We start from the raw sequence: 26,908 nt of genomic DNA, 5'->3' as shown, positions 1-26,908 counted from the left end.
GCCACCCGAGCGCACCAGGGCCGGACAGCAGGGCGCGGGTTGAATGAAAGTGACGGCCAAAGGGACAAGGCGGGCCCGTGAGGACCCGCCTTGCCACTGTTGGTGACTGCCAGAGGATTTGAACCCCTAGACCACATCCGCAATCCGCAACCGTGCTAAGTGGCAGTCACCGAAAGCGTAGGCCGGACCGGATGGCCGCGCAGTCGCCCATGTGACAGCTCAGCTCACGTTGCCCGAGTTCCGCGCACCGCCGCCGACCAGGATCTGCCCGTCCGTCGAGACGTTGTCGGTGACCGACCACAGGCGCTTGGCCGGTGCGCCGGACCAGGACGGGTTGCACATGATCCCGGGATCGCAGTTCTGGGCGAGGTTGTCCCGGATCGCCATGATCGGCCCGCCGGCCCCGTACGCCCAGACGCCGAGGCCGGTGCCGGCGGCCACCGAGATCCGGTTGTCGGAGACGAACACGTGGCGAATGTTGCCGATCTTGATGCCGCGGATCGTGCCCGAGCCGCGCCACCAGGCCTTGTAGAGGTGGATGTCGTTGCCGGTGACCCGGATCGTGCGGCCGTGGATGGGCGGTCCCAGCCCGAAGGACACGCCGATGTGGATGCCCTCGGCCACCTGGTCGAAACGGCAGTCGGAGACCTCGACGTCCCCGACGGCCGTCCCGCCACCGATCACCACCCCGCAGGCGCCCACCGACGTCTCGGCCGCCGCCGCCAGCTCCAGCCGGTACGCGCGGGCGTACCTGTCGCCGAAGGCCGGCTCCACCAGGATGCGGTCGGCCACGCCGCGCAGGTGCCTGGCGGCGGCGGACGGCGTCTGCACCGGGCGTGTCGGCGGCGAGGCGGCGACGGCGGCCTCCCACGCGCCCTGGCCCAGCGCCGAGTCGAAGCGCAGGCTGGCGCCGGGGGCGGGCAGGGCGACCTCGCGGCGGTCCCGGGCGATGTCGTCGGCCTGCCGCACGTCGACCCCCTCGCCGACCAGGTAGTCGCGCAGCGTCTGGCGGCCCTCGTCGGTGTCGAAGATCCGTCCGGCACTCTCGCCGAGGCGTCCCTTGAGTGAGGTGAGCTGCCGCTTGTAGCTGGGCAGCCGGCCCGGGTCCTGGGTGGCCAGGTCCGCCAGGCGCAGCACGTACGCCCCGGCGGCCTCGTCGCCGCGCAGATCCTCGGCCGTGGGTGGGTTGAGCGTGGTCAGCGTCCGCCACTCGCTCTCCGGGACGATCGAGTTCATCCGTACGCCCCACTGGCCGACCCGTACGACGGTGTTCCACTCGCCGCGTTCCAGCCGGTCGTCGCGGTCGAGGGCGAGCCGGCCGACGAGCTGGGTGGCCAGTTGGCTGCGGAACTTCTCGTCCTTGACCAGCTCGGCGAGGGTGAGCGAGGCCGGGCGGGGCGGGCAGGAGAAGCGGCACCGGGTGATGACGGCGTGGTCGGGGTTGACCAGCAGCACACCCTGCTGGCCGTGGCCGATGCGGAAGTCCGAGTCGAGCACCCGGACCCGGCCGGGCGGGGTGCCCTGGTCGTTGCGGACGGTCAGGCAGGTGCTCTGTGGTGACGCGCCGGCCACCCCGGTGAGCTGGACGTGCTCGACGCTGACCTCGGCGCAGTTGATCGCGGTGACCGGGCCGAGCCGGCCGGTGGAGGCCGCCGGTCCGGCGGTCTCCACCGCCAGGTGGGCCACCGACACGGTGCCGCAGTTGACGAACAGCAGCGCGTGCTCGTGGCCCTGCACCCGGATGCGGCTGGCCGGGCCGCTGCCGAGCAGCCGGATGTTGGCCCGGCCGGCGAAGGTGACCGGCGTGTTGCTGGTGTAGAGGCCGGGGGCGAAGCAGATCAGTACGTCACCGGCGGGCAGGGTGGTCAGGGCCTGCACCCAGTCCATGCCCGGCCGGATGGTCACCGTCGCCCAGCCGCCCGTGGTGGCGGCGGCGAGCTGGTTGATGGCGGCCTGCACGGTGGTCGATCCGGCCAGCGCCGGGTGCCCGGTCGGGTCGTACGACACCCGGTCGGCGCGGGACAGCGCGGCGGTGAAGGTCAGCGGCAGGCCGGTGGGCTGCCCGGCCTCGTCGAGCAGGACGGCGGTGACCTCCTGGGTGGCGGTGGCGGAGTCGAGCTGCCACGCGCAGCGGGCCCGCCCGTCGGTGCCCGTCTCGACGGTGACGGTGGCGGCGGTGGTGGCGCCGGAGGTCACCCGGCCCTGGCCGATGGTGACGCTGAATCTGACCCGGGCTTTGGCGACGGGCTGGCCGCCGGTGGCGACGCCGGCCACCAGGTCGTGGCCGAGCGGCACCAGGGTCGCCGGGCTGGCCGGCACGGGTACGGCCTCCTGGCCGTCGCCGCCGAGCAGGCTGAGGGTGAGTTGCCCGGTCAGCGGGGCGAACACCGGCCGGCAGTCGCGCAGCACGCTCCACTGGCTGCCGTCGTACGCGACGACGCCGAGCCGGCCGTGGGAGCGGCGCGGGCCGTGCGGGGTCTGCGGCACGGGCGTGGTGCCGACCCGCGGCCACTCCACGTCGTGCACCGACGCCCGGGCGGGGAACGACCACCAGTCGCCGGTGCGGTAGCCGCCCGAGGCCGCGAAGCGGATCTTGATGCCGAGTTCCAGGTCGAGTTCGGCGCCGCCGGCCGGGACGGTGCCCCGCCCGTCCCAGCGGCGTACCCGGGGCCGGCTCGGGAAGTCGGCCCGGTTCAGGCTGCCGGTGGCGGTGGCGGGGCGGACCACGATCCGGTCGCCCTCCACCCGGTCGACCTGGACCAGGGTGCCGGGCACACCGTTCTGCTCCCGGCTGTCGTCGGTCAGCTCCACCCAGGAGCCGTTGGCGAAGCCGGCGCTGCCGTCGCGGCCGGGCACCTTCACGGTCAGCACGTCGACGTCGATGCTCTCCCAGGTCGCCACCGTCGAGGCGTTGTCGCGGGACCACACATAGCTGGCGGTGCCCGGTGTGCCGCCGGTGAGGATCTCCACCCGGTAGTACTGGTTGTCCAGACCGGTGTACGGCGAGCCGGTCGGGATGACGCAGTCACCGCCGGCGGCCCCGGTCGGGTCGGCGCGTACGGCGAGGGTGCCGGTGGAGGCGGCGGTCAGCCCGGCCCAGCCGGGCGGGGTGTCCGCGCAGCCGACCGGGGTGCCCGGCGGCCCGGCCTGCACCAGCCGCACCTGCCAGACGGTACGCAGCCGGGTGGCGGTGTCCGGCCCGCCGAGGGCGACCTCGCGCAGGCCCGGATCCTCGATGGCGGTCACGTGCTGCGGCCACACCTGCAACCACGCGGCGTACACACCGGCCGGCACCGGGGTGCCGGTGGGCAGCCAGCTGCCGTCGAGACGGCGTACGAACGGGCCGGCCGCCGGCAGGTCGGGCTGGGCGAAGACGGAGACCTGCGCGTCGTTCTCGCAGAGCAACCCGTCGAGGTAGTAGCGGCCGGCCGACAGCGTCAGGTCGGCCCCGCCGGTGAGCGCGAACGCCCCGCCGGCCAGCGGCGCGCCGGTCGCGCCGACCACGTCGGTCAGCGCGGTGGCCCGCAAATGCGCCTGGATGTCCTGCTGCTCGTTCCAGTCGGCGTCCAGGTCCACCCGGCCCTGCTGCTTGCGTACGCTCGTCGCGTGCCGCCGCTGGTCGAACGTGGAGCGGCTGATGTCGCCCTTCATGATGGGGTTCCTCCGGTCGGCAGGACGGGCAGGGCAGCGGCCACCCGGCCCAGCGGCAGGTACTCCGCGAGGGCGAGGGCGAGGTTGTTGAGGCGTTGCGGGGTCGCCGCGCGCCGGAACGCGCCCATCTCGGCGCCGGACTCCGCGCCGGTGTGCAGCTCCGTGGCGGCGGTGCCGGCGAGCCGGCCGTAGGTGGCGTCGCCGTAGCGGGTGCTGGCGAACGCCGGCCCGACCCGGGTGGCCACGTCTGGGTCGCCGGGGTGGGCCTGCTGGGCCAGGTCCGGCTGGCAGCGGTAGCGGCGCGGGGTGACCGAGCCGGGCCGCAGGTAGCTGAAGCGGACGTGGCCCTGCTGGCGCCGGGCCACGGTGACCGGCTCGTCGAAGAGGCAGTCCGTGGCGGTCAGCACCCGCACGTCGGTGCCGCCGAGGACGGTCACCCCGACCAGCTCGGCCTCCGCGTCCGGGGCGGTGATCCCGCCGTGGACCAGGGTGTCCGCCACGCTGAGCGGGCCGTCACCGGCGGCCAGTTCGCCGGTGACGCAGCGGTGCACCGCCACCCGCGTCCGGTCGTTGCCGGCGGCGACGGTGAGGCCGGTCGCCGCCGGGCCGACGGTGCAGTGCCGCAGCTCGATCCGGCCCAGGCCGGGTCCGCCGTCGGCGGGTGCCGCGACGGTCACCGGTCCGGAGACCAGCAGGCCGTCGAGGACCAGCTCACCGGGGCGCTCGCCGGTGCCGGTGCCGGCGACCGACAGGCTGCCGAGCAGGCAGGGCCGGACGCCGACCGGGGCGAGGTCGCTCTGCCGGCGCGGCCGGTCCGGCGGTCGGGGCCACCGGGCGGCGAGGACGCTCAGCCGGCTGCCCTGTCCGACCCGCACGGTCAGGTCCTCCGGGTAGCGGTGGCTGTCGGTGAGCACGATCCGCCCAGCCGTGCCCGGGTGGGCGGCCTGCCAGTCGTGCCAGGCGGTGACGGCCTCGCCGACCGAGGCGACGACCTCGCCGGGGCGCGGCGGCTCGGTCACGCTCACCGCGAGCTGCCAGTCGACCGGCCCGTCGGCCGCGCCCAGGTCGCCCCGGCGGGGGTACGGGCCGGCGCCCACGTCGGCGCCGAAGGCGTACCACCAGGAGACCGCGAGGCGATGCACGGGCCGGCCGGCCGCGACCGTGACCCGGCCGCGCACCGGGTCGACCCGGACCAGGCTGCCGGTCGGTCGCTCCCACCCGGCCAGGTCGCAGATCCGCAAATGCTCCAGCGGTACGGGGCGCAGCTCGTCGCCCGGGGCCGGTTGGATCCACACGACGAAGGAGGGGTCGTCCTCCCGGAACCAGCGCAGCTCGTCGGCGGCGGGCGGGCTGCCGGAGGCGAGCGCGGCCAACTCGTCGCGCAGTGGTCGGCGGCGTAGCGGGCCGGGCACGTTGGCCTCGTCGGCGCGGTGGTCGATGTCCGGCTCGGTCACCGTCGGCCCGGTGAGCTGCCGGCCCACCCCGGTCGGGTCGATCCACCACCGGCCGTCCGGCGGGTCGGCGGCCGGGGCGGCGGTGGCCCGGTCCAGCCGGTACGACGGCAGCGGCCAGACGTACATGCCGATGTTCGGGATGTTGGGGCGGCCCTGGCCGGCGTCCATCGCCCGCACGTCCACCGTCCGGCAGACCGGCTCGAACGGGCCACCGACCAGTTCGAGGGGCCCGGCGTCGCGGATCGCCGCGGTGGCCGGCCCGGTCCGGACGTGGTTGACGTGCTGGGTGATCACCAGGCGTTCGAAGAACTCGACGGCGGCGGTGCTCCAGCCGGTGTTCGCCCGGGTCAGCTCCTCCAGGGCGGCGGTGGTGCCCTTGCGTCGCCGGAACCGGATCGTGTCGGCCACCCGGGCCCGTTCGGAGAACCCGGTGCCGTCGGCCAGCGGGTGCAGCCGGCCCGCGCCCACCAGCTCGCCGAGGTAGGGCACCACCCACTCGGCGCAGGTTTCGACGAACCAGTCGTCGGCGAGCTGGTCGATGTCGGCGCCCAACGCCTCGGACTGCTCCGCCATCACCTCCACCAAGGCGCGCAGCACGCCGCCGGCTGCCTCGTCCTGGCTGCGCAGGGCCGCCGGCAGCAGCGTCCAGATCTCCTCGGCCCTCACGATGCCTCCAACAGGGTGACGTCACCGGCGTCGGCGGTGAGCAGGTCGGCGGGGAGCAGGTCGGCGGGGAGCAGCAGGTCGCCGGTGCGGCGGGCCGGTGCGGCGGCGATGACCTCGGCCCGCCCGGCGGGCTGCTCGGCGTCGTGCAGCAGCTCCAGCACCACCGCCGCGACGCCGGGCACCGTGTGCAGCAGGGCCTGCACCTCGCTGGCGCGTACCGGCTGGGCGTAGTCGCGGGCGTCGAAGCTCAGCCCGGCGACCAACGCCGACCGGGCGGCGGCGGCGACCGCGGCGAACCGGTGCCCGGGTGCGACGAGCAGCCGGGCGGTCACCGCGACCCGGCGGCGGCGGTGGCCGAGGATCCGCACCGGCACGGCCGGCTGGCGGGCGGCGTCGAGGGCACGCAGCAGGTCGGCGCGCACCGGCGCGTCCTCCGGGAGCACCGCGCCGTCGGGGCCGGCCACGGTGAGCAGGACGATCTGCCGGTGCCCGTCCCAGACCAGGTCCGCGCGGGCCTTGCCGATGCCGGCGAACGCGCGGGCGAAGTCGGCGTGGTCGTGCAGGGAGACCACCCGGCCCAGGGTCCGTACGGCGAGCGGGGCGTTGCGCCGTGCGCGGTCCACACCCTCCGGGTCGTCGGCGCCTGCGGCGGGCACCGGGTTGGTGACCTCCATCAGGCCCAGCGGGCGGGACAGCGGGATGGTCAGCCGTCCCGGCGCCAGGTCGGCCAGCCGGCCGATCCCCGAGCGGTAGGTGGCCACCACGTTGTCCTGCCCGGTGGGCAGCCGCGCCCCGGTCCGGCCGTCGCCGAAGGTTACGGTGACCGTGCCGTCGTCCGCCCGGCGCACGGTGTAGACCCGGGCCGTGGCGGGCTGACCGAGCAGGGCCGGCACCTCCTGCCAGCGCACCCCGTCCACCCAGATCGCCAGGGTGGTGCGCGACCCGCTGGCGGTCGCGGCGGAGACGTGGGTCAGCGGCGCGTGCCGCAGCGTGAACCGCTGGAACGCCTGCCGGGCGTCACCACCGCCGAGCACCTCGGCCCGGCTCTCCCCGTGGGTCGCCTTCGCCACGTTGCCCAGCACGCGCACGCTGTCACGCCGGTAGGTGCGCGCGACGCCCGCCTCAAGGTCGACCGTGGCGGCGTCGCGGACCCGCAGCACCGTGACCACCTCGCAGACCGTCGCGCCGGCCGGATCGACGCCGGTCAGCACCAGCCGCCGGCCGGGCACCAGCCCGGGCGCCGGGCGGGCCAGCTCCAGGGTCGCCACCCGGGCCAACGGCGCGGTGAGCGGCAGCGGGGCGAGAGGGAGCAGCCGGCTGTCGCCGAGCACCGTCGTCGAGCGGCGGGAGAAGGCGTCCGAGTCGCCGCCGGTCACGGTGACCCGGGTGGTGCGGGCGGCGATGCCGAAGTCCGCCACCGGCAGGTCCGCGACCGCGCCCACCCGGCGCAGCTGCGGCGTGCCGCCGGTCTCCAGCACCAGCCACGACCCAGCCATGATCGACGGGTACGACTGGTCCAGGTGCAGGTCGCGCACGTTCGCGGCGAACGCGGCGTCCACCCAGCTGGCCTGCCGGTTCGCGTACGCGCCGGGCAGCACCTGGTTCGTGCCCGGGTTCAGCTCGCCCACCCGCAGCGCCACGGGCAGCGCCGACCACGGCTGGGCCTGGTAGCCGAACAGCGCGGCCCGCTGCGCCAGCAGGTGCACCTGCACCCCGGGCACCTGGTGGTGCAGCTCCGCGCCGAGGGCCCGGGCGGTCACCGGCGCGTCCAACCCCACCACGGTGTACGCGGACACCACCTGCCCGCCGTCGAGGGCGGTCGCCGCCTGCGGCAGCACCGCCGTGACGGCCCGCACCCGCCGTACGTCGAACCAGTCGGGGCCGAGCACCAGCAGTGTGCTGCCGGCGGTGAGCACGGTGTCCGTGCCGGCCAGGTGCAGCGTGTCGTCGCCGGGGCGGGGGGCACGCGGCTCGGTGACCCGCAGTCCCACCGCGTTCAGCTCGGGGCGGGCCAGCAGCGGCTCGACCGTCTCGAACACCTGGGGCAGCTCGCCGGGGCCCGGCACACTCTGCGCCTGGCTGCCCGCCGGGACCGGCACCCCGTCCGGCGCCCCCGGGGTGGCGGTGACGGTGAAGGAGAGCCAGGTGGTGGCGGCGACCCCGGGGCGCAGCTCGTAGCCGATGGCCCGGGCCAGCATCAGCACCGAGCCGCGCTCGGTGGCGGTGCCGAGGAACCCCTCGTTGGCGATCCGCTCCTGGTAGAAGGCGAGCACGTCGAGGGTGCCCGCCCAGGCGCGCAGCAGGGCCACGGCCGGGTCGTCGGCCTCGCGGGTGGTCAGCCCGGCCAGCTCCGGCCGGGCGCCGAGCCGGGCCAGCATGTCGGCGGCGAAGTCCGCCTGCCGGCCCAGCCGGTAGTCGATGCCGTCCCGCCCGGGCGGGTTGGGCCCCCGGCCCGCTCGTGTCGTCAAAGTCCACCCACCAGGTCGAGGTGCAGGATGCCGTGCTCCGGCACGCTGGGGTCGTTGTCGAGGCGGATCACCTCGGTGTCGCCGGTGCGCAGCACCCGGGCGGCCAGTTCGCCGCCGGGCGCCACGCCCACCGGGTGCAGCTCGGTGACCCGGACGTCGGTGACGCCCGGGACGCTCACCGCGGCGGCGAGCAGCTGGCTGACGTAGAGCGGGGCGCCGAAGCTGAACCGGTCGGGGTGGAAGAACCCGCGCCCGCCGCCGGGCAGGTCCCGGGCGGAGAACAGCTCCAGCAGGGCCCGGCGGACGTCGGAGCGGAACGCCCCGGGCGGCACGCACACCCACAGCCGCAACTCCACCGGCAGGTCGACGGGGTCGCGCAGTTGCAGGTCGTACCCGGCCACCCGGAACCGGTCGAGCCGGCCGGCCAACCGGCGGGCCAGCCCCGGCTCAGCGGCCAGCCGCTGGCCGCCGAGCAGGTCGAGGGTGAGGAACACCGTCCACCAGGAACCCGTCCAGCGGATCCGGGCGGTGGCGCCGGCCACCTCCGGCAGCCGCAGCGCCGCGGCCACCCAGTCACCGGTGGTGACCGCGCGTTCCTGGGTGGCGAAGGCGACCGGCGCGTGCTGGCGGGCGTGCTCGATGTCCTCCGGGTCGGTGCCGCCGACGGCGGGCAGCGGATTGGTCACCCCGAGGACGCCGGAACGGTCGGTTACCAGGGTGGTCAGCGCGTCGTGGCCGAGGTTGCCGGCCGCGCCGCCGCCGCGCCACCAGGTCACCTCGAACACCGTGCCGGCCGGCGGCCGGCGGCCCGACACGTCGTCGCCGAAGCGCAGGCAGACCCGGCCGTCGCGCTCGCGTTCCGGCACGAAACCCTGGTCGAACCGGTCGGCGTTGAGCAGGTCCCGGCGGGGCCGCCAACTGCCCTCGGTGGTCTCCAGCCGGATCAGCGGCAACGCGGCGCGCGGGTCCTGGTCGAGGGCCTGGCCGGCCGGCGTGTCCGTCGGGAACGGCGCCGCCGCCGCCACGGGTTCGGCGGTGAGCACCGGCCGCCACCGCGCCTCGGCGGCGGGCGGCAGTTGGCCGTCGACCGCGACGGCGTGCTGGACGGCCACCACGTTGCCCCGGGCGACCGCACAGGTCACCAGCTGGCCGGTGCCCGTACCGGCGACGGAGGCGGTGACGGTGAGCGGGAACGTCAGCCGGTCGGCGGCGCTCCACTCCACCTCCAGCACGTCCACCCCCTGCACGGGGTCGGTGCCCGGGCGTACCGACACCAGCCGGACGACCTGCCGGTGCGTGGGGTCCGCGTCGGCGCGTCGGCCGGTGGCGGGGGAGAGGACCTCCTCCAGCAGCAGCAGGTCGCCGGTGGCCAGCCCGGTGGCCGGCAGGTCGACCAGGGTGGCCCGGGTCGCGCCGGCCGGCAGGCGGCAGTCCCGGCCGCCCCAGACGTGCAGGGCGATCTCGTTGCGGGCGGCCCGCGGGGCGAGCGCGGTCAGCGTCTCGAAGCCGATGCCGCCGGCCAGCAGCGCCGCCGCGTCGGCGGGCGCCACGACCGGGGTGGCCCGGTCGGCGGCCAGCACCGGGGTGCCGGCCGCGATTCCCCGGCTCTCGGCGCCGGAACCGGCGGCTACCCGCACGCTGAGCCAGGCCCGGGCGGCGCAGCCGTCGTGCACGGCGTAGTCGAGCAGCCGGGCGTGCCGGCGCACCGAGATCCGGCTGCGGGCGGTGCCGAGGTACGCCTCGGTACCGGCCGCGTCCTGCCGGTAGGAGAGCCGGTCGGCGGCGTGCGCCAACGCCTCCACCACGGTGATCAGCGGGTCGGCCGGGTTGCGTTCGGCCCAGCCGGGCAGGGCCGCGAGCCGGTCGAGCATCAGCCGCCGGAAACCGGCGTAGTCCTTGGCCAGGTAGTCGGCCGGCGCGGGGGACGCCGGCGACGCGGGCCCGACCGACGCGGCGGGGGCCGGGTCCAGGTCGCTGGGGCAGTTGGCCTTGAAAGAGAAGACGGCCGCCGCCAGCACCGGATCGAATCCGGGCGGCACCCGGTCGTCCACCGCCGAGCGCACCAGCCGCAGGGTGTACGGGGAGAAGTCGCCGGCCCGGTCCACCCGCACGGTGAGCACCGGACCGGCGGCGGCGACGGTGAGCACCCGCACGCCGGTGATCCGTACGCCCCCGTCGACGACCACGTTGCCGGCGACCAGCGCCGCGCCGCCGGGCACACCTCCCGGCTGGCCGGGCAGCGGGTGCAGGAACCCGACCCGCAGCAGCTTCTGGTCGGCCGCGTCCACCTCGACCCAGTCGATGCCGTTGAACGCGCTGCCGGGGCGGGCGACCTCGGCCCGGCGCTCGTCGTCGGTGCACCGCACGCTCATCCGGTCCCCCTCGATATCCGCACCTGCGCCGGACGGCCGGTGGCGCGCAACCGGTAGCCGACGTGCACCCGTACGGCCGCCTCGGCCAGGTCGACGCGGACCTCGTCCACCTCGATGAGCTCGCCGAGCCAGCGCTGCAACGCGCTGCGGGCCTGCAACTCGGCGGCACCCACCACCGCCTCGTCGACGGGGGCGAAGAGCAGTTGACCGAGGCCGGCGCCGAAGTCCGGCCGGTTGACCCGCTCGCCGGGCGCGGTGAACAGCACCGCCTCCACCAGGTCGGCGACATGCCGTTCGGGGCCGGCCAGCCCGGAGCGGCCCCGGTTGTCGGGACGCCAGGGAAAGGCCGGGTAGGTCACGACGCCACCGCCCTGATCTGGAACCCGGCCACCGTGGGCGGGCCCTGCGGAATGCCCTCGGCGCTCACGCCCAGCCCGACGCTGGTGGCGAGCATCGCCGGCTGGCCGTTGACCAGCACCCGGGCGGCCGGGGTGGTCCACTGGATCTGGACGCAGGGCTGGGGCTTGGTGCCGGCGCCGACCGGCACCTGGAACGGGCAGCCGGTGACCGGGTACGCGTCGGCGGCGGTGAGGACCGGCATCCCGTTGACCAGCACCCGGGAGTTGCCGGTCTGCGCGGTGACCGGCCCGGCGTGCGGGCAGGAGACGACGGCGGCGACGTGCAGCGGCGGGCCTGGCATCACGTCACCGTCAGCGCGGTCTGGTTGACGGCCACGGTCGGCCCGACCAGGGTGATCGAGGCGCCCTTGCCGTTGGAGATGATGATTCCGGTGTCGTTGATCGAGATCATCGCCCCGGTCAGCGTCTTGAGCAGGATGCCGCCGGCCGGGCCGGGCGCGTCGGAGATCATCAGGGTGGCCTGGCCGGGGGTCTGCAGGACGATCGGCGGGGTGGGTGGCGGGGCGGCGGCCACCAGCGCGGGGATCTCCGCCTTCGAGCCGTACCAGCAGCCGGTCCAGATCGGATGGTCGGCGTCGCCCTGCTCGAACTCCACCCACACGCCGGTGCCGGGCAGCGGCACCGTGAACACGCCGGCCTGGATGCCGGCCAGCGGGAAGCAGGGCATCGCCCAGCTCGACGGGGGCAGCGTGACGTCGGGGACGGTCACCTGGATCCGGCCCTGCTGCAACGGGTCGATGTGGTTGACCACCGTGCCGCGATACTTGCCGTAGTACCTGGTCGTCATGCCTGTGCCCTCCCGGAGGTGGAGATGTGGGCGTTGCGGCCGAGGGTGAAACGCTGCTTCACCTCGCCCGCCTTGACGGTGGTGGTCACGCTCTTCACCACGTACTCGCCGTCGTAGGCGCGCCCGGCGCCGCGCACCCCGACCAGCCGCCGACACTGCAACAGCCGGCCGTAGCGCAGCACGTCCAGCGAGCCGGAACCGGTGATCACGTTCGCCGACTGGGCGGCCCGGGCCAGGCCCCGGGCGAGGGTCTGCACCACGTCCATCCGGGCGGTGGCGTCGTCGGTGCCGCCCGGGTTCGACCGGCCGACGTTCATCCGCCGGTACGACAGCGGAACCGGGATCCTGCGGCCCAGCGGCGGGTTCAGCGGGGTGACGTCCGGCACCGGCAGCGGGATCGGCACCCGCACCTGCTCCGGGAAGGCGGTGAGCAGGTAGAGGGTCTTCTGCACCCCGTCGAACGAGAACGACAGCGACTCCACGTTGGAGTGCGCGTCGGCGTTCACGGTCAGCGCCGGCTGGGGCTGGCCGGCACGGACCTCCGGCCCCCAGTAGGCGGTGTTCATGCCGGGGACGGGCCCCGGCTCGACGTAGAACGTGTAGCCGACCTCGTCGGCCAGCTGCGACACGTACGCGAAGGTGGTGCCGCGCACCGCCGGGATCCGCTGGATCGGGTTCGGCGCGAAGACCAGCACGCTGGGCACCAGCATCGGCACCACCCCGTACGCGGCGAACGGGGCGAGCAGGGTCAGCACCCGGGCCTCGGCCGGCATCGGCATCGGCAGGTCCGACAGGTCGATCAGGTCCATCATCTGGCTCACGTCGACGCCGGTGAGGGTGAGCGTGGACGCCCCGGCGTCGTTGCTGCGGGCCACGTCGTGCCGGGTAACGACCCCGTCGGAGAGCACCTGCGGCCGGCCGTCGAGGTGCAGCACCAGCAGCACCCGGGTCGGCGGGTCGAGGCTGCCGTCGGCGAGCATCCGCTCGGCCACCGAGCCCCGGCCCAGGGCGAAGCGCAGCTGGAAGCCGGAACGCTGCCCGGCGTTCTGGGTGACCTGTGCCTCCTGCAACGCCTCCACCAGCTCGTACGGTGCGGGGCGGAAGGTCAGCGGCCCGACCAGCAGTTGCAGGCGCACGCCCCTAGACATCGCCGCCTCCCGGGAAGCCCTCGGGCAGCGCCACCCGCACCACCCGGCCCGGCTGTTCCAGCTCGGCCGGGTCGAAGGCGCCGTTGGCGTCGCAGAGCTGCCAGAACGCGGTCGGGTCGCCGACGGTACGGGCGGCCAGCAGGTCGACCCGGTCGCCGTCGGCGACCTGCTCCCAGCCGGCGGTGGCCAGCCGCTCGGCGGGCGGCACGAACCGGCGGCGCAGGTGGACCAGCTCCTGGCCGGTGTCGGGGTCGACGGTCACCGACGTGCCGACGCCGGCGTACCGGCTCTCCGGGGGGATCGCGCCGGGCGACGGCTCACCGACGCCGCCGGCGCCGGTGGCGGCGAAGAGGGTCTCCGCGACGCGGCTGTGCGCGGCCACCAGGGCCGGGTCGGTGTCGCTCGGCCCGCTCACGGCAGCCGGTCGATTCCGAGGTCGCCCAGCCGGCCGCCGCGGGCCCGGCCGGCGAGCTGTTCGAGCTGCTGGTGGGCGGCCATGGCGAGGCCGCCGGCCCGCCCGGCGGTGCCCACGTCGTTGACGGTCAGCACCCGCAGACCCAGCCGGATCTTGGCGCGGATCGGGTTCAGCATGGGGTCGAACGCCTCCTCCGTGATGGTCAGTTCGGTGATGCGTACCGGCCAGAGCCGGCGTCGCCCGAAGGCCAGCAGCAGCAGCGGAGCCGGTGGGGGTACGACCTCCAGGGTTCCGGCGGCCAGCAGCGCGGCGGCGTCCTGCACGGCGGCGAGGCTGGGGTACGCCAGCGATTCCAGGGCAGCCAGTTGCGCGGTCAGGCCGAGTTCGGTCGTGTCCCGTTCGGCGAGCTGGTCGGCCGCGTCGAGTTCGGCCTCCAGGGTGAGGGTCTGCACCGGCGGGCCGGTGATCCGTAGCGCCTCGCCCTTCGCGCCGCCCTCCGCGCCGCCGGTCTTGAGTTGGAAGCCCCGGGTCAGCGCGTCCGGGTTGTACTGGAGGGTGATCACCCGCCGGGTCCGGCCGCTGTCCGGGTCGAGGACGACCAGGCCGGCGCGGAGCAGGCGGGGGCTGAGCGGACTGGTCACGGGGTGCCTCCTGGAGTGGTACGCCGCCAGCGGATCCGCTCGGCGACGGCCCGGGTGATCCGTCCGGTCAGCAGCTGCGGGGTGAGCCCGTCGAAGGTGAGCCGGGCGTCGGTGAGGTCGGTGATCCGGATCTGGCCGGTGGACACGCCGACGGAGTCGAAGAGCAGGTTCATCCGGGCCACGGTGGCGCGCTCCAGCGCGATCGGGCGCAGCGCGCCGGGGCGGCCGGCCCCGCCTGCGGCGCGCCGCATCCCGCCGCCGACGGTGAGGTGGAGCAGCGAGTCGGGGGCCAGCACGATCTCGTTGCTCCCGCCGAGCGGCAGGGTGATCTCGCGCGGGTTGTTGACCGAGAGGTCCACGTCGACGTTGCGGATCTCCAGCCGGCCCGGCGGTTCGGTCGAGGGCTCGTCGTCACCGTGGTTGGCGATGGTGTGCAACAGGTCGTCGCGGGACTCGGCGGTCGGCTGGAGCAGCCGGTTCAGCCGGACCAGGTGCGCGCTGCGGGCCTGTTCCACCTCCCCGGTGCTGAGCTGCCACCGCAGCACGTCGATGTCGGTGTCGGGCGGCGGCGCCCCCTCCGGTGCGAAGGAGGGCACATGCACCCGGTAGACCAGGGCGTCGCCCTCGACGACGAACCGACCCGGAGTCCACCACGGCAGGGCCCCGGTGAGCCGCCGGTAGTCCAGCGCGCCGTCGCGCAGGGACAGTCGGACCTCCCAGGTCCGGGTGCCCCAGAGGAAACCGTCGTGGGCGACGTCGAAGTTGGCGTGCCCGTTGAGGCTGTCGACGACCTCGCTCAGGTGGTAGGTGTTGAGGATCCGCAGCAGCCCGTCCCACTGCGACGCCATGGCGGCCCGCCGCTGCGCGCTGGTGGTCCGCGTCGGCGTGGCCGGGGCCGCCGCGCCGAGCAGCGTCGCGAGGTCCAGGCTGAACGTGGCGTTGCGGATGTCCAGCGACGGCAGTTCACCGGAGCCGGAGTTCAGGTCGTGGGTGAGGTCGCCGAGCAGGGCCTGCTCGACGAAGATGTGCAGCCCGAGGCCGCCGTCGTCGAAGGTCAGGCCGGTGGCCTCGCCGCCGCGTACGGAGATCCGGCGGCCGGGAGTGGTCGTGCTGCCCGGCACCGCCGGGTCCTGTTCGTAGCCGATCGAGGTGAACCGCAGCCCGTACTCGGGCCGGCCGGCCGGCGCGCCGAGGAACCGCAGCTCCCGGCGGGCGTCGGCGGTGACCTGCGCCCGGATTCCGGTGAGGGTGGGGCTGGCCAGGTTGAGCCGCAGACCGCCGTGGTCGAGGAAGTCGACGTTCAGCCCGGCGGCGGCGAAGTTCGCCGAGCCGCCGCTGAGGAAGGTGCCGATGTCGAAGCCGACGCGGGCGGCGTCGATCGCCCCGATGCTCAGGCCGCCGAGGATCCGCATGCCGGCCGCCGTCCGGGTCGCCTCCACGAGGAAACCCTCCTGGCCGGCGGCGGGACGCAGCCGCAGCTCACCGAGGACGGCCTCGATCTCCGGGCTGAGCCGGATGGTGTTGCCGTCGTGCAGGTCGACCAGCAGGCCGCTGGCCCGGGTCTGCTGCACCACCAGCTCGCGCAGCAGCAGCCGGCGGAACCGGCCGCCCGGGGTGCCGGCCGGGTGCAGGTCGACCCGGGCCCGCGCGGTGATGCCGATCAGGGTGATCGCCCCCTCGCCCGGGCGGATCCGCAGGCCGAGGGATTCGCCCTGCCAGTCGAGGGCGTCCACGGAGATACTGGCGAGGCTCAGTCCCGGCTGGCCGTCCGGGCCGATCTCGATGCGGTCCGGGCCGACGCTGATCAGCCCGGTGTCCAGGCCCTGGATGCCGACGTGCTGGGTGTGCTCGCCCGGCCGGGGTCCGACGCCGAGGTGGCCCTCGCCCCCGATCACCCGCGCCTGGATCCGTCCGCCACGGCCGAAGGCGAGGGTGAGCTGCGCGGCCGACAGCGCGCCGTCGACGTGCAGCGCGGCGCTGACCCGGCCGGCGATCTCCAGGCGGGTGGCCCCGGTGGTGAGCCGGCCGGCGGTCAGCCCGGCCGCCCGCGACCAGTGCAGGCCACGCAGCTCCACGTCGAGGATCTCCAGCGGCGGCAGGTCGGGTGCGCCGGCCGGCAGCGGCTCCGCGCGGCCGAGGCCGACGTCGAGCGTCCCGTCGCGGTAGCGCAGGTCGCGGCCGGTGACCCGGTCGATGTGCAGCCGCTCCACGTGCAAGTCGGCGGTGGCCGGGACGACCCGCCCAGCGGGGTCGCGCCCCTCGGGGGCGCTGTCCCACCGGCCGCTGACGGTCAGCCCGTCCAGCACGGTCGGCCCACGGGAGACGATCCGGCCGTCACCGGCCCGCCAGTCGATCGCGCCGAGCTCGATGCGGGCCGGGCCGATGTCCTCGAAGCGCAGCCCGCCGGCCCGTTCGGTGACGATCCGGCCGCCCAGCCCGGCCCGGCGCACCGTGACCGCCCCGTCCGGGGTGCGCAGGGTGGTGTCGCTGAGGGTGAGCCCGTCGAGCTGGATCCGTTGGCTGTCGGTGGGGTCGCTGACGATCCGGCCGGTGGCGGGATCGACCTGGTGGGCGCCGGCCCGGATCAGGTCGACGGTGACGGCGGCGGCGCCCGGGCCGGTCGGCCGGCCGTCGACCGTGCCGTTGATCGTGGTCGGGGCGCCCTGCAACGCGCGGGAGAGCACGCTGAACCGCAACTGGTCGACCTGCCCGACGGTGAGCCGGCCGGCGTACGTCAGCTCCTCGGTGGAGAGGTCCACGTCGAGGTCGCGCAGCCGGACGCCGACCAGCGAGCCGGAGACCACCTCGACGGAGTAGCCGGGCGCCGGGTCGGTGACGTCCATGCCGATCTGGTCGGCGTCGATCCGATCGATGACCATGCTGCGGACCAGTGCGCCGCGCACCTGCCGGCCGGTGGCAGTCGGGCCGGTGCGTACCCGCACGTCGAGGCTCATCCGGCCGATCCGGGTGCTGCCCCGGGAGTAGAGGCTGCGGCCCGGGGAGTGGAAGCTGACCCCGGTCAGTTCGGTCTGTTCCACCACCAGATCGGGCAGGCGGAGGTCGTCGCCGTCGGGCAGCACCCGGCCGTGGATGGCCTCGCCGGGCCGGCCGTCGGCCCGGCCGGGCGCGGTGAAGGCGATCCGCCGGGCTTCGGCGCCGGGGCCGGAGAACCCGGCGACGGTCAGGTCGCCGACGCCGAAACCGACTGCGGTCCGGCCGGCCGGCAGCCCCTGCGCGGCGGCCGAGGCGGCCAGTTCGGCGGGCAGCGCGCCGCCGCCGGTGACGTCCAGGTCGGCGCGAACCCGCAGCCGGTGCGCCTCGACCCGCTCGACCCGCACGGCGCCGCTGCGCACGTCGGTGGCGGTGACCTCGGCCAACCGCAGTTCCATGCCGAGCGTGGCCGGGTCCAGGGCGGTGCTCAGCCCGGTGACGGCCAGCCCGCCGACCGACAGGCCGAAGTACCGGCGGGCCGCCTCCCGTAGCTCCTGGAGCTCCCGTTCCTGCGCGGCGGTGCGGTGCCCGGGCAGGTACGCGCCGGCCGCGTCGACCGGCTCGGCGGGCAGCGCCTCCAGCGCCCGGAGCCGGGCCAGGTCGGCCAGCCACCGGGTCAGCTCGGCCCGCCGGGCGGCCCAGCGCGGCTCGTCGGGCAGGGCCCGCAACTGCTCGGCGACCTGCTCACCGGTGGGCAGATTCGCGGCGGTGATCCGCAGGGCCGGCTCCCCGGCGGTGCCGGGCAGCAGCCGTACGCCGGCGAAGCTGGTCGACGCGGTGCTTGTGCGGGCCACGGCGGCGGGATCGACGGAGGTACGGTCGCGGCGGAACCGGTCGATCAGCTCGTCGTCGGGCAGGTACTCCCCGGAGCGGGAGGGCACCGACATCTCGCCGTGGATCGGGTCGATCTCCAGTCCGGCCGCCTCGACACGGCCGGTCAGCCCGGTCACCCGGATGCCGCCGACGTCGACGGTGCTGCCAAAGGAATGGCGCAGCTGGTCGGAGAGGCCGATCAGCCGACGCCGTTCCGCCTCGCTCAGCGAGTCGGCGTGCCAGCGGTGCCGGGCCTCCAGCGCGTGCAGTTCCCGCTCCAGCGGCTCCAGCGCGGTGAGTTCGGTGGTGACGGCCGTCAGCCGCTGGTCCAGCGCGGCGCGCTCCGGTACGCCGGCCCGGCCGAGCCGCTCCCGCAGTGACCGCTGCTCGGCGCGCAGCCGGGCCGGCAGGCTGTTGCCCAGGCCGATCAGGGTGCGGCCGACCTCGATCCGGCCGATCTGCTGCATCCCGGCGAAGGAGAGCCCCTCGGCGGTGGCGCTGGCGAAGCTGACCTGCAACGAGTGCAGCATGGCGACCGCGTCGGTGGCCCGCTCGCCCACCGTGCGTGGCGGCCGGAACACCCCGTCGGTGATCAGCCCGAGGGTGGCGTTGGCCAGCGGCGTGAACATCTCCCCGGCGGTCAGCGAGGTGAGCTGCCGGGCCAGGAAGGGTGCGCCGGCCGTGTACGGGGCCAGCAACGCGTCGCTGATCTTCGACAGGAACGGCAGCCCGCCGTAGAACGACAGCACGTTGTGCAGCAGGTGGATCAGCGGGTCGATCAGCGGGATGCCGATCCAGCCCCGTCGGCCCGGTTCGGTGACGTCCTCCTGGCCGGTCGCCCCGGTGCGGAAGAACAGGCTGGACAGGCCGAACCTGGTGAGCCCGAGCAGTCCGCCCGGCAGGGAGTCGCTGGCGTACACCACGTCGGAGACGCTGAGCGCGCCCACTCCGGCCTGCGCGCCGACCGGCCGCTCGTAGCCCCGGTCGGAGAACGAGGCCACGACGTCCAGGTCGGTGAGGGTGACCCGGCCGGTACGCAGGGAACTGCCGGTGAACGTCCGGTTGAACCCGTCGAGTTCCAGGCGGGGCAGCCGGATCCGCAGGATGCCCTGCCGGGCGTCGACCGACAGCGAGAGCCGGTTGGTGCGCTCGCGGTCGGTGTCGCGCAGTCGGGCGCCGCCGAGGTCGCCGCTGATCCACTGGGCGTCGTGCAGGTCGAACTCGCGGAGCGTGACCTCCTGGGTGAACAGGCTCAGGCCGGTGCGGCTGAGGAAGAGCAGCTTCAGCCCGACCGCGACCAGCCGGGCCAGGTCGCCGACGACGGTCGGGGCGTCGTCGGTGCGCAGCGTCTCCGGATCGAAGGAGGGCCGGCGTTCGGCGTGGTGCAGGCGCAGCTCGTCGACGAGGGCGGCCAGTGCGGGAACCCGGTCGGCGCGGACGTCGCGGGAGCGTAGGAACACCCAGCGGCGGTCGTCGAGGGCGTACAGCTGGATGATCAGCGAGCGCAGCTCGGTGGCGCGCTCGCCGCGCCACAGCCGGTCGTCGCGCAGCCGGTCGCGCAACTGGTCGCGGGCCTCGACCCGGCGCGGCCCGGAGATCGCGGTGACCGCCAGCGAGGCGCGCATCTGCGGCGTCATCGCCGAGCGCATCCGGGCCCACCGGTCGGGATCCTCCGCCTCCAGCCGGGCCTGGTCGGCCACCGGCAGGTTCCGGACCAGTTGGAAGGCCAACCACGCCTCCCGCGGGTTGACCGCCCAGTCGGTCAGCCCGACGGCGAGCAGCTGGCGGGCCTGCCGTTCCAGGTGGGCGGGGTCGCGCAGGGCGAGCAGGTCCAGCAGCTCGGCCCGCCACATCTCGTGGGTGAGGTACGCGTCGGGCAGCGCGTCGAGGATGCGGTCGAGGTCGCGCAGCGCGTCGAGGCGGTGGATGACGGTCCGCAGCACGTCCCGGCCGGCGGGGCCCGCACCCGGGCCCCCGGCCGGCGCGGCGGTGGGCCGGTCGACGCCGATCAGCCGGCGGACCAGCTCGACGGCCCGAGTGCCGTCCAGGCCGGCCTGCACCGCCTGGTGCAGCTGCGCGACGAGGCGGTCCGCGTCGACGGCCCCGGTGCCGCGGCGGGCCGGGTCGAGGGGTTCGGCGAGGCTGCCGACGCCGGTGTACCGGCCGGCGAGCATGTCCTCGGCGGGGATGTTCTCCTCCAGCCGCTCGAACCAGCGGCCCTGCTCCAGCCGCCGCCACCGGTCCTGGGCGGCCAGCGGCAGGCTGCGCACCAGCAGGTACGCGAACCGGGCCTCGTGGTCCCGGACCGCCCAGTCGAAGACCCCGTACGACAGCAACCCCTCGATCCGGGTCAGGTTCCGGTGTTCCTCCCGGGCGGCCAGCACGACGAGCAGCCGGGGGCCGAGGGACGCCCTGACCCGCTTCTCCTCCCACGGCAGCTCTCCAAGCAGGGCGTCGATCAGGTCGGCCTCGTCGAGCCGGCGTACCACGTGCCGCAGCCGGGCGCCCGGCTCGGGCGGCTCGGGGGAGGCGGTGCCGGCCGGGCTTCCGGCGGTGGGCGGCGCGGGTGCCAACCCCGCCAGCAGCTCCAGCGCCTGACGGCCCTGCCGCTCGCCGATCAGCCGCTCGACGCGGCGCAGCCGGTCACGCAGGCCGGTGTCCTCGTCCAACCGGCCGGCCTCGGCGTCCACGCCGGACAGCGCCGCGATCTGCTCGCGCAGGGCGTCGGCGTCGGTGCCGCGCGGCAGCGCCCCGGTCAGCAGGCCCCGGAAGTACGTCTTCCGGTCGCCGGTGAGCAGCTCCCGCAGGACGCTGGTGCGCATGGCACGCAGCACGTTCAACGCGGTGCGCCACTCGACCGGGCCGAGCTCCTCGGTGCTCAGCCCGTGCACGTTGTCGGCCTCCAGCACCCGCAGCAGGTAGGGCGTCTGGCCGCCGAGCGCGGCGAGGGCGGCGCGCGGGTAGAGCCGGTGGTGGCCGTCGTCGAGGTTGCGGCCCAGGTCGGTGCGGCGTGGTGCGGGCAGGCTGTGCACGAGGCTGCGGGCGACCAGGAACGGCAGCGTGTCCAGCACCCGCAGGCAGCCCCGCACGTCGTCGCCGGAGACCCACAGCCCGTCGAGCAGGTCGATGATCCGGGCCCGCTCCGCCCGGTACCGGCGGTCGACGAGCTCGCTGAGTTCCGCCTCCAGCGGCCCGGTCGCGCCCTCCGCGTCGGGGGCCGCTGCGGGCCGGGGCGCGGTGGCGACCGCGCCGGTGTCGGCGGCGACCGCGCCGGCCGGCAGCCGCGCCGTCGGCGTCCAGAGCGCCCGGCCGGCGGCGGCGGCCTCCGCCAGCGCCCGGGCCTCCGCCTCCGGGTCGGTCCCGCGCCGCACCGGCCGGGCGGTGCCGCCAGCTCTGCCCTGTGCCGGGTACGTGGTGCCGGTCCCGCCGGCCTGCGCCAGGTGCCCCAACTCGTGGGCCAACAGCGCCCGTCCGGCCGCCCGACGCGGGTCGTATCCGGGGGCCAGGTGCAGCGCGCCGTCGGCGAAGAGCCCCCGCGCGCCGTGGTTGGCGGCCCGCCGGCCGGCCTCGCCGAGGTGCACCCGCACGGCGTCGGGCCGTAGGCCCAGCGCGGGGGCGTACCGGTCGATGAGATCCCGGGTCAGCTCGGCCAGGTCCGCGTCCCGGGCCGGGGACCGGTCACCGGGCGGGACCTGCGGCCGGACGGCCGCCTCGCGCTCGGTCATCGGCCCGCCTCCCGGCACGCGGGCCGGCCCAGCTGCGCCCAGATCGCCTCGGCCAGGGCGCTCGGCAGGTCCGTTTCCGGTCGGGCCGGCAGCGGGCCGGGGGCGGGTGAGGCGGGCGGCAGGCCCCGCTCGGCGAGCAGCCGGGTCAGTCGCGCGGTCACCGCCTGGCCGAGCGCGGCGGGGTCGGGCGCCTCGATCCCGGTGAGGACGAGTTCGCGGATGTGCACCTCGATGCTCATGTCCACAGTCCGGGGTCGGCGGGCCGGTCGTGCTTGGCGTACTCGGCGGCCACGGCGTCGAGCACGTGCCGCATCCGGACCGGGGTGTGTTCCCCGGCGGCGACGAGCGCGGCCCGCAGGGCGACGGTGTGGATGTCGCCGCCGGTGAGGTCCAGGTCGGCGAGGCGGCGCAGGTCGAGGTCCTCCGTGCCGACCTGCGGTGGGAACGCGCGCCGCCACAGGTCGGCCCGTTCGGCCGGGCCGGGATGCCCGAAGGGGACCAGCACCCGCAGCCGGCGCAGGAACGCCGGGTCGATGGCGGTACGCATGTTGGTGGTCAGCACGGCCACGCCCCGGTACTGCTCCATGCGTTGCAGCAGGTACGACACCTCGATGTTGGCGTACCGGTCGTGGCTGTCCTTGACCTCCGACCGCCGGCCGAACAGCGCGTCGGCCTCGTCGAAGAGCAGCACCGTGCCGCCGCGTTCGGCGGCGTCGAAGATCCGGCGCAGCTGCTTCTCGGTCTCGCCGATCCACTTGCTCACCACGGTGGCCAGGTCGACCCGGTGCAGGTCGAGGCCGAGGGAACCGGCGACCACCTCGGCGGCGAGGGTCTTGCCGGTGCCGCTCGGGCCGGCGAAGAGCGCGGTGACCCCGAGCCCCCGCCCGGTACGCCGTCCGAAGCCCCGCTCGGCGAGCACCGCCCGGCCCGCTGCTGCGGCGGTCAGCTGCCGTAGCTGGGCCAGGGCCGGGGCGGGCAGCACCAGATCGTCCCAGCCGGCACGGACGTTGATCCGCTCGGCCACCCCGTCGAGGTCGCGGCGGACCCGCTCGCGGACCAGGTCCCGGGCGAGCGCCGTCGGGTCGGCGGCGGGCCGGGCGACGGTGCCGAGGATCTCGTGGTGCCCGAGGTCGTACTCGCGGGCCAACTCGGCGGCGGAGCGGTCGGGCAGCAGCCGGCGCCACAGCGTGCGCTGCTCCTCGCGGGTCGGCCGGTCCACCGTGGGGCCGGCGGCGACCCCGTCGAGCGCGACGGCGCGCGGGGCGGACACCACCACGTCACCGATGAGCCGCCCCAGCAGGTGCGCCACGACGCCGGTCAGCTCGGGCGGCTCGTCGCCGGTCAGCTCCACCACCAGCACCGGGTCGGCGAGCACCACCTCGCGGTTCCACAGTCGGGCGAAGGCGTCCCGGTCGGCGACCGCGCCCGGCAGGTCGGCGCCCGCCAGTCGGTGGACGGGCCGGCCCACCGTCGCGGCGGCGGCGGCGATCACGTCCGTACGGTCGGCGTGGTCCGGTCCGCTGACCCGCAGCGCGCGCCGGCCGGTCTGCCAGGCGGCGCAGAGGTCGGTCGCCGCCCGCCGCCGGCTGGCCGGCAGGCCGGCCGGCGGCGCGGGCAGTTCCGTGAGGTACGGCCGCAGCCGCTCGTCGAGCCGCCCGGCGCCGCGCATCTCGTGCAGAATCCGCTCGTCGGCGCGGATCGGGGAGTGCGGCAGCGGTCCCTCACCGAGTTCGACCAACCGGGCGGCGCGCAGCGGACGGTCGGGGGCCAGCGCGTCCCAGTGCCCGCCGGGCAGGGCGTCCAGGCACCAGGCGAAGGTGGGCGGCCGGTCCAGCAGCCCGAGTTCCCCGGCGACGGCGGCGACCAGCACGTCCCGCTCGAAGTCGGTCAGCCCGAACCCGGCGGCGAGCCGGTCCAGGTGCGCGCCGCCCGGGCGAGGCCCGTGGGCTGGCTCGCCCTTGAGTAGCAGCCGGATCCGCTCCACCTCGGCGGCCAGCCCGTCGTCGCCCCGCTCGACGGCGGCAGGGGCGGGCCAGCGGGCGGCGGCGCGGGGGGCGGGCATCACAGCACCACGGGAGGTCCGGTGTACCGGCCGGTGGGGTCGGTGCTCAGCGGACTGTCCACCCCGTCCACCCGCAGCCGGGCCAGGTACGTGCCGGCGGGCAGGTCGCGGAAGGCGAAGCGGATCCGGTCGGTGTCCTCGTCGCCCGGGGCGACCCCGTTCCCGGGCGGCGCCGGCAGGATCGTGCCGGCGGTCCCGGTCAGCGAGAGGGTGACCTGCTGCGTCGCCTCGACCCGTGGGGCGACGGTGACGGTGACCGCACCGGTGCGCAGCAGCACCCCGTCGACGGTGCGGCTGGAGTCGACGACCACGTCGGCGGGGGCGACGGTGATCGTCGGGTGGTAGCTGACCGGTACGGCGTCGGAGCTGAGTGCCGCCCGGGGCGTGGGCGGGTCGCCCAGGTCGACGGAGTGGGTGACGACCAGCCCCCGCAGGCCGGCGGGGATGGGCCGGTCGAAGGCCGACAGTGGCACCCGCAGTTCGGTGGCCGACGCGGTGGCGGGGCTGGCGGTGGCCGCCCCGACCCGGATCCGGGTGTCCGGGCCGGCGAGGTTACGGCCGGTCACCACGAGGGTCGCGCCGGTGGTGACCGGGGTGCCGGTGGGGCCGTCGGCGCGTACGGCGTCGACCTCGGGGCCGTGCACGTCGACCGTTCCGGCGGTGACCGACCGCACCGGCAGCGGCTCCCGCGCTCCCCGTAGCGGGTCGATCAGCACCACCGAGACGTCGAAGAAGACGCTGGTCCGGTACGGGGCGCTGAACGCCGACCAGAGCCGGAAGCTCTCCTCGCCACCGGGGCTGTTGGCGACGGTGATCCGCAGCTGCTCGACCTGCTCGGCGAGGCGCGACCCGGCCACCGGAGCCGGCAGGGTCGCATCCGGCGGATCGGGGGCGAGCGACCGGCGGATCGCGGCGCGGGTCAGCACCGGCGTCTCGTGCAGCATCGCCAGCAGGTGGCCGAGGAGGATCTCGCCGGTCAGCGGGTCGTGACCGTAGACGCTGGCCACGTAGTGCAGGTCGACGCCGAGCGGGGCAGCGGCGACGTCGTCACCGGCGGCGTTGCGCGGCGGCGGGCCGAGATTGGCCCAGGTCGGATTGCGGGTGACCCGGCTGAGGAACAGGTTTACCTGGTTGCCCTCCTGGTTGCCCACCGTCACCCGGTCCGGCGGGCCGGCGGAGACCGACACCCCGCCGACGGCCGAGGACGCGCCGGTGGCCCGCAGGTACGCCATCAGCTGGGCGCGTAGCACGGCGGTGACGGCGGCGAGGGCGTACGCGGTGCTCATCGCGGCTGCCTCTCCGGGGCGCGCAGGTAGGCCTCCAGCTCGGGGGCGGGTCCCGGGTCCACGGCCGGGACCGACGCGACCGGGGCGACCGGCGCGGGCGCGGCGGACGCGGAGCGCTGCCCGGGGGCGAGTCGGACGTCGATCCGGCCGATGTGCAGGTGCACGGTGGGCCGCTCCGGTGCCCGGGCGGCGGCCCGGGTCACCGGCACGGCGCGCGCGGGCGGGGTGGGCGGCGCGGGGCGGACCACGACCGCCGGGACCACCGGCGACACCGTCGCCGGCCGGGCTGCCGAGGCGGTGGGTGGGTCCGGTGGAGCGGGTGACGGTGCGGGCCGGGGTGGGGGCGCCGGCCGGCCCGGGTCGACCGGCCCGGTCGCGCGCCGTACCGCCTCCGCATGGCTCGTCGTCGGCGCCGGCTCAGGCGCGGGTTCGGGCAGTCGGGCGGCGACCGGCGCCGGTGGCGTGGTCCGCGCGGCGGCCGGGGCCGGTAGCCGGTCCGGGTCGGGGGCCGGCGCGGTGGCCACCGGCAGCGGGGCGACGGCGGTCGGCACCGCAGCGGGCGCCGGTGCCGCGCCCGGCGTGGCCGGTGCGGCGGAACGGGTCGCCGGTCGGGGCGGCGCGGGGACTTCCCGCTCGACGTCGAAAGCCTCGAAGCCACCGCCCGACTCCGGCTGCTCCGGTTCGAACCGGCCCACGGTGCGGGGCCGCAGCCGGGGCGCGGCGTCGACGGCCAGGGCGGCCAACGCCGCCAGGTAGCCGGTCACGGCACCTGCTCCAGGTAAGCGGCGCGGCGGTGCGGGCCGAGGCCGAGCACCTGTGCCTCCGACCACCCGTACGCGCGGGCCAGCCGGTGCACCTCGCCGAGCAGCCGCCGGACCCGGGCGTCGACGGCCTGCCACGCCCAGGCGGGCAGGTCGAGCAGCGCCTCCGTCGCGGTGCCGCAGCCCGGGCAGGTCAGGCCGACCGCGACGACCCCGAGCGGGTCGCGCTCGGCCATCGCGGCCGACACCTCCGGCAGGGCTGCGACGGGATTGTCCAGCGGTGGGTCGGCAGCGAGCAGGCACGCCCGCAGCAGCCACCGCTCGGCCGCCGCCGCGTCCCCGGCCCGCGCCGCCCCCTCCAGGTCGGCGGGGGTGGGCAGCCGCAGGGTGAGCCGGTGCCCGCGCCAGCGCAGCGTGAACGTCGCGGCGCCGGGTTCGTCTCCGGTCGGACCGGGTTCGTGCGGCCAGTCCGGCGCGGCGGCCAGCAGGTCGGCGACGGCGAAGCCGACCTCGAGGCGTTCCGGGCAGGCCGGGCAGTCCAGGACGGCCTCCACCCGGCCGCCGGCCCAGTCCCGCGCTGTCCTGAGCAGCATGGCCGCCACCTCGCCCACCGGGAGCCGGTCGGCGTCCTCGCGGCCCAGCAGCAGCAGCGGACGCCGCGCCGCCGGCTGCCCGAGCGCGCGGTCCCAGGCGGAGACCAGCTCCACCTCGGTCAGCGGCGGCCCCGTGCTCACGACCCGAGCCGGGGTTCGGCCGGTTCGTTGACCGCCTCGTCGCGCTCCCAGCCCTCGTTCTCCAGCTTGATGTGCTCGATCGCCACCGCGTTGGCGTTGGCGTCCAGCTCCGGCAGCGCCTGGTACTCCGACACCCAGCAGCGGAACAGCCGGTACGACTGGGCGACCTGCCCGGCCTCGTTGAGCAGTTCGATGGTGATGTCCCGCCGGAAGTCCGCCAGCGACGCCTCCGAGCCGAGGCCGGCGTGCAGCGCCCAGATCCGGCCGGCCCACTGGGCGAACTCGGCGTCGTGGGTCAGGCCCCGTTCCAGGGTGACCGCCTCGAACTCCGTACGCCCGGGCGACTTGCGGCTGGTCGACGGGTCGCCGCCGTCGCGGTGCTTGACCACCTCGGTGGTCCGCTTCAGCGCGCTGACCTTGCTGACCCCGGCCACGTAGCGGCCGTCCCACTTCACCCGGAACTTGAAGTTCTTGTACGGGTCGAAGCGCGTCGGATTGACCGCGAACTGCACCAT

Annotated in this window: 17 protein-coding genes; all 17 read right to left on the bottom strand. The window is 75.9% G+C overall.

Annotation, left to right across the window (positions count from 1 at the left end; all coding sequences use genetic code 11):
• Positions 1 to 219: 219 nt before the first annotated feature.
• Genes GA0070608_RS34045 through GA0070608_RS26110 form a run of 17 tightly spaced genes read right to left on the bottom strand, consistent with a single transcriptional unit; the run spans position 220 to position 26,908 of the window.
• Complete coding sequence (locus GA0070608_RS34045; RefSeq protein ID WP_091631114.1) at positions 220 to 3,651, bottom strand: DUF6519 domain-containing protein; 3,432 nt, start codon at positions 3,649 to 3,651, stop codon at positions 220 to 222.
• Positions 3,648 to 5,771: a phage tail protein gene (locus tag GA0070608_RS26185; RefSeq protein WP_091631113.1), complete on the bottom strand. Its 2,124-nt coding sequence runs from the start codon at positions 5,769 to 5,771 to the stop codon at positions 3,648 to 3,650. Before GA0070608_RS26185 ends, GA0070608_RS34045 begins: the two co-directional genes overlap by 4 nt.
• Positions 5,768 to 8,239: a putative baseplate assembly protein gene (locus GA0070608_RS26180; protein ID WP_091631112.1), complete on the bottom strand. Its 2,472-nt coding sequence runs from the start codon at positions 8,237 to 8,239 to the stop codon at positions 5,768 to 5,770. The genes GA0070608_RS26185 and GA0070608_RS26180 overlap by 4 nt, the downstream gene beginning before the upstream one ends.
• Positions 8,236 to 10,611 (bottom strand): baseplate J/gp47 family protein, encoded by a 2,376-nt coding sequence (locus tag GA0070608_RS26175; RefSeq protein WP_141719553.1) that lies wholly within the window; start codon positions 10,609 to 10,611, stop codon positions 8,236 to 8,238. Before GA0070608_RS26175 ends, GA0070608_RS26180 begins: the two co-directional genes overlap by 4 nt.
• Positions 10,608 to 10,970 (bottom strand): GPW/gp25 family protein, encoded by a 363-nt coding sequence (locus GA0070608_RS26170; protein WP_091631110.1) that lies wholly within the window; start codon positions 10,968 to 10,970, stop codon positions 10,608 to 10,610. The genes GA0070608_RS26175 and GA0070608_RS26170 overlap by 4 nt, the downstream gene beginning before the upstream one ends.
• Complete coding sequence (locus GA0070608_RS26165) at positions 10,967 to 11,311, bottom strand: hypothetical protein (protein ID WP_091631109.1); 345 nt, start codon at positions 11,309 to 11,311, stop codon at positions 10,967 to 10,969. The genes GA0070608_RS26170 and GA0070608_RS26165 overlap by 4 nt, the downstream gene beginning before the upstream one ends.
• Positions 11,311 to 11,817: a phage baseplate assembly protein V gene (locus tag GA0070608_RS26160; protein WP_091631108.1), complete on the bottom strand. Its 507-nt coding sequence runs from the start codon at positions 11,815 to 11,817 to the stop codon at positions 11,311 to 11,313. Before GA0070608_RS26160 ends, GA0070608_RS26165 begins: the two co-directional genes overlap by 1 nt.
• A complete protein-coding gene (locus GA0070608_RS26155; protein ID WP_091631107.1) occupies positions 11,814 to 12,965 on the bottom strand; it encodes a hypothetical protein in 1,152 nt (383 codons plus the stop codon). The genes GA0070608_RS26160 and GA0070608_RS26155 overlap by 4 nt, the downstream gene beginning before the upstream one ends.
• Entirely contained in the window at positions 12,958 to 13,380 is a 423-nt protein-coding gene (locus GA0070608_RS26150; RefSeq protein ID WP_218107586.1) for a hypothetical protein, read from the bottom strand. The genes GA0070608_RS26155 and GA0070608_RS26150 overlap by 8 nt, the downstream gene beginning before the upstream one ends.
• Complete coding sequence (locus tag GA0070608_RS26145) at positions 13,377 to 14,021, bottom strand: hypothetical protein (protein ID WP_091631106.1); 645 nt, start codon at positions 14,019 to 14,021, stop codon at positions 13,377 to 13,379. The genes GA0070608_RS26150 and GA0070608_RS26145 overlap by 4 nt, the downstream gene beginning before the upstream one ends.
• Positions 14,018 to 21,550 (bottom strand): eCIS core domain-containing protein, encoded by a 7,533-nt coding sequence (locus GA0070608_RS26140; protein WP_091631105.1) that lies wholly within the window; start codon positions 21,548 to 21,550, stop codon positions 14,018 to 14,020. Before GA0070608_RS26140 ends, GA0070608_RS26145 begins: the two co-directional genes overlap by 4 nt.
• Positions 21,547 to 21,789 (bottom strand): hypothetical protein, encoded by a 243-nt coding sequence (locus tag GA0070608_RS26135; RefSeq protein WP_091631104.1) that lies wholly within the window; start codon positions 21,787 to 21,789, stop codon positions 21,547 to 21,549. Before GA0070608_RS26135 ends, GA0070608_RS26140 begins: the two co-directional genes overlap by 4 nt.
• Positions 21,786 to 23,612 (bottom strand): ATP-binding protein, encoded by a 1,827-nt coding sequence (locus GA0070608_RS26130; protein ID WP_091631103.1) that lies wholly within the window; start codon positions 23,610 to 23,612, stop codon positions 21,786 to 21,788. Before GA0070608_RS26130 ends, GA0070608_RS26135 begins: the two co-directional genes overlap by 4 nt.
• The gene (locus tag GA0070608_RS26125; RefSeq protein ID WP_091631102.1) at positions 23,612 to 24,898 is read right to left on the bottom strand and encodes a Pvc16 family protein; all 1,287 of its coding nucleotides are present in this window, start codon (positions 24,896 to 24,898) and stop codon (positions 23,612 to 23,614) included. Before GA0070608_RS26125 ends, GA0070608_RS26130 begins: the two co-directional genes overlap by 1 nt.
• Positions 24,895 to 25,662: a hypothetical protein gene (locus GA0070608_RS26120; protein WP_091631101.1), complete on the bottom strand. Its 768-nt coding sequence runs from the start codon at positions 25,660 to 25,662 to the stop codon at positions 24,895 to 24,897. Before GA0070608_RS26120 ends, GA0070608_RS26125 begins: the two co-directional genes overlap by 4 nt.
• Positions 25,659 to 26,393, bottom strand: a complete 735-nt coding sequence (locus tag GA0070608_RS26115; RefSeq protein ID WP_091631100.1) for a hypothetical protein — start codon at positions 26,391 to 26,393, stop codon at positions 25,659 to 25,661. The genes GA0070608_RS26120 and GA0070608_RS26115 overlap by 4 nt, the downstream gene beginning before the upstream one ends.
• Positions 26,390 to 26,908, bottom strand: a complete 519-nt coding sequence (locus GA0070608_RS26110; protein WP_091631099.1) for a phage tail protein — start codon at positions 26,906 to 26,908, stop codon at positions 26,390 to 26,392. Before GA0070608_RS26110 ends, GA0070608_RS26115 begins: the two co-directional genes overlap by 4 nt.

Source organism: Micromonospora peucetia (assembly GCF_900091625.1).
Taxonomy (GTDB): Bacteria; Actinomycetota; Actinomycetes; order Mycobacteriales; family Micromonosporaceae; genus Micromonospora; species Micromonospora peucetia.
This window is presented reverse-complemented; position numbering and strand designations above follow the sequence as displayed.

Bases quoted from the DNA above. Each gene is read 5' to 3' on its own strand.
- GA0070608_RS26175 (WP_141719553.1), bottom strand. From the start codon at position 10,611: ATGAGCGTGCGGTGCACCGACGACGAGCGCCGGGCCGAGGTCGCCCGC.
- GA0070608_RS26135 (WP_091631104.1), bottom strand. From the start codon at position 21,789: ATGAGCATCGAGGTGCACATCCGCGAACTCGTCCTCACCGGGATCGAG.
- GA0070608_RS26110 (WP_091631099.1), bottom strand. From the start codon at position 26,908: ATGGTGCAGTTCGCGGTCAATCCGACGCGCTTCGACCCGTACAAGAAC.
- GA0070608_RS26130 (WP_091631103.1), bottom strand. From the start codon at position 23,612: ATGCCCGCCCCCCGCGCCGCCGCCCGCTGGCCCGCCCCTGCCGCCGTC.
- GA0070608_RS26140 (WP_091631105.1), bottom strand. From the start codon at position 21,550: ATGACCGAGCGCGAGGCGGCCGTCCGGCCGCAGGTCCCGCCCGGTGAC.
- GA0070608_RS26155 (WP_091631107.1), bottom strand. From the start codon at position 12,965: ATGTCTAGGGGCGTGCGCCTGCAACTGCTGGTCGGGCCGCTGACCTTC.
- GA0070608_RS26125 (WP_091631102.1), bottom strand. From the start codon at position 24,898: ATGAGCACCGCGTACGCCCTCGCCGCCGTCACCGCCGTGCTACGCGCC.
- GA0070608_RS26165 (WP_091631109.1), bottom strand. From the start codon at position 11,311: ATGCCAGGCCCGCCGCTGCACGTCGCCGCCGTCGTCTCCTGCCCGCAC.
- GA0070608_RS34045 (WP_091631114.1), bottom strand. From the start codon at position 3,651: ATGAAGGGCGACATCAGCCGCTCCACGTTCGACCAGCGGCGGCACGCG.
- GA0070608_RS26160 (WP_091631108.1), bottom strand. From the start codon at position 11,817: ATGACGACCAGGTACTACGGCAAGTATCGCGGCACGGTGGTCAACCAC.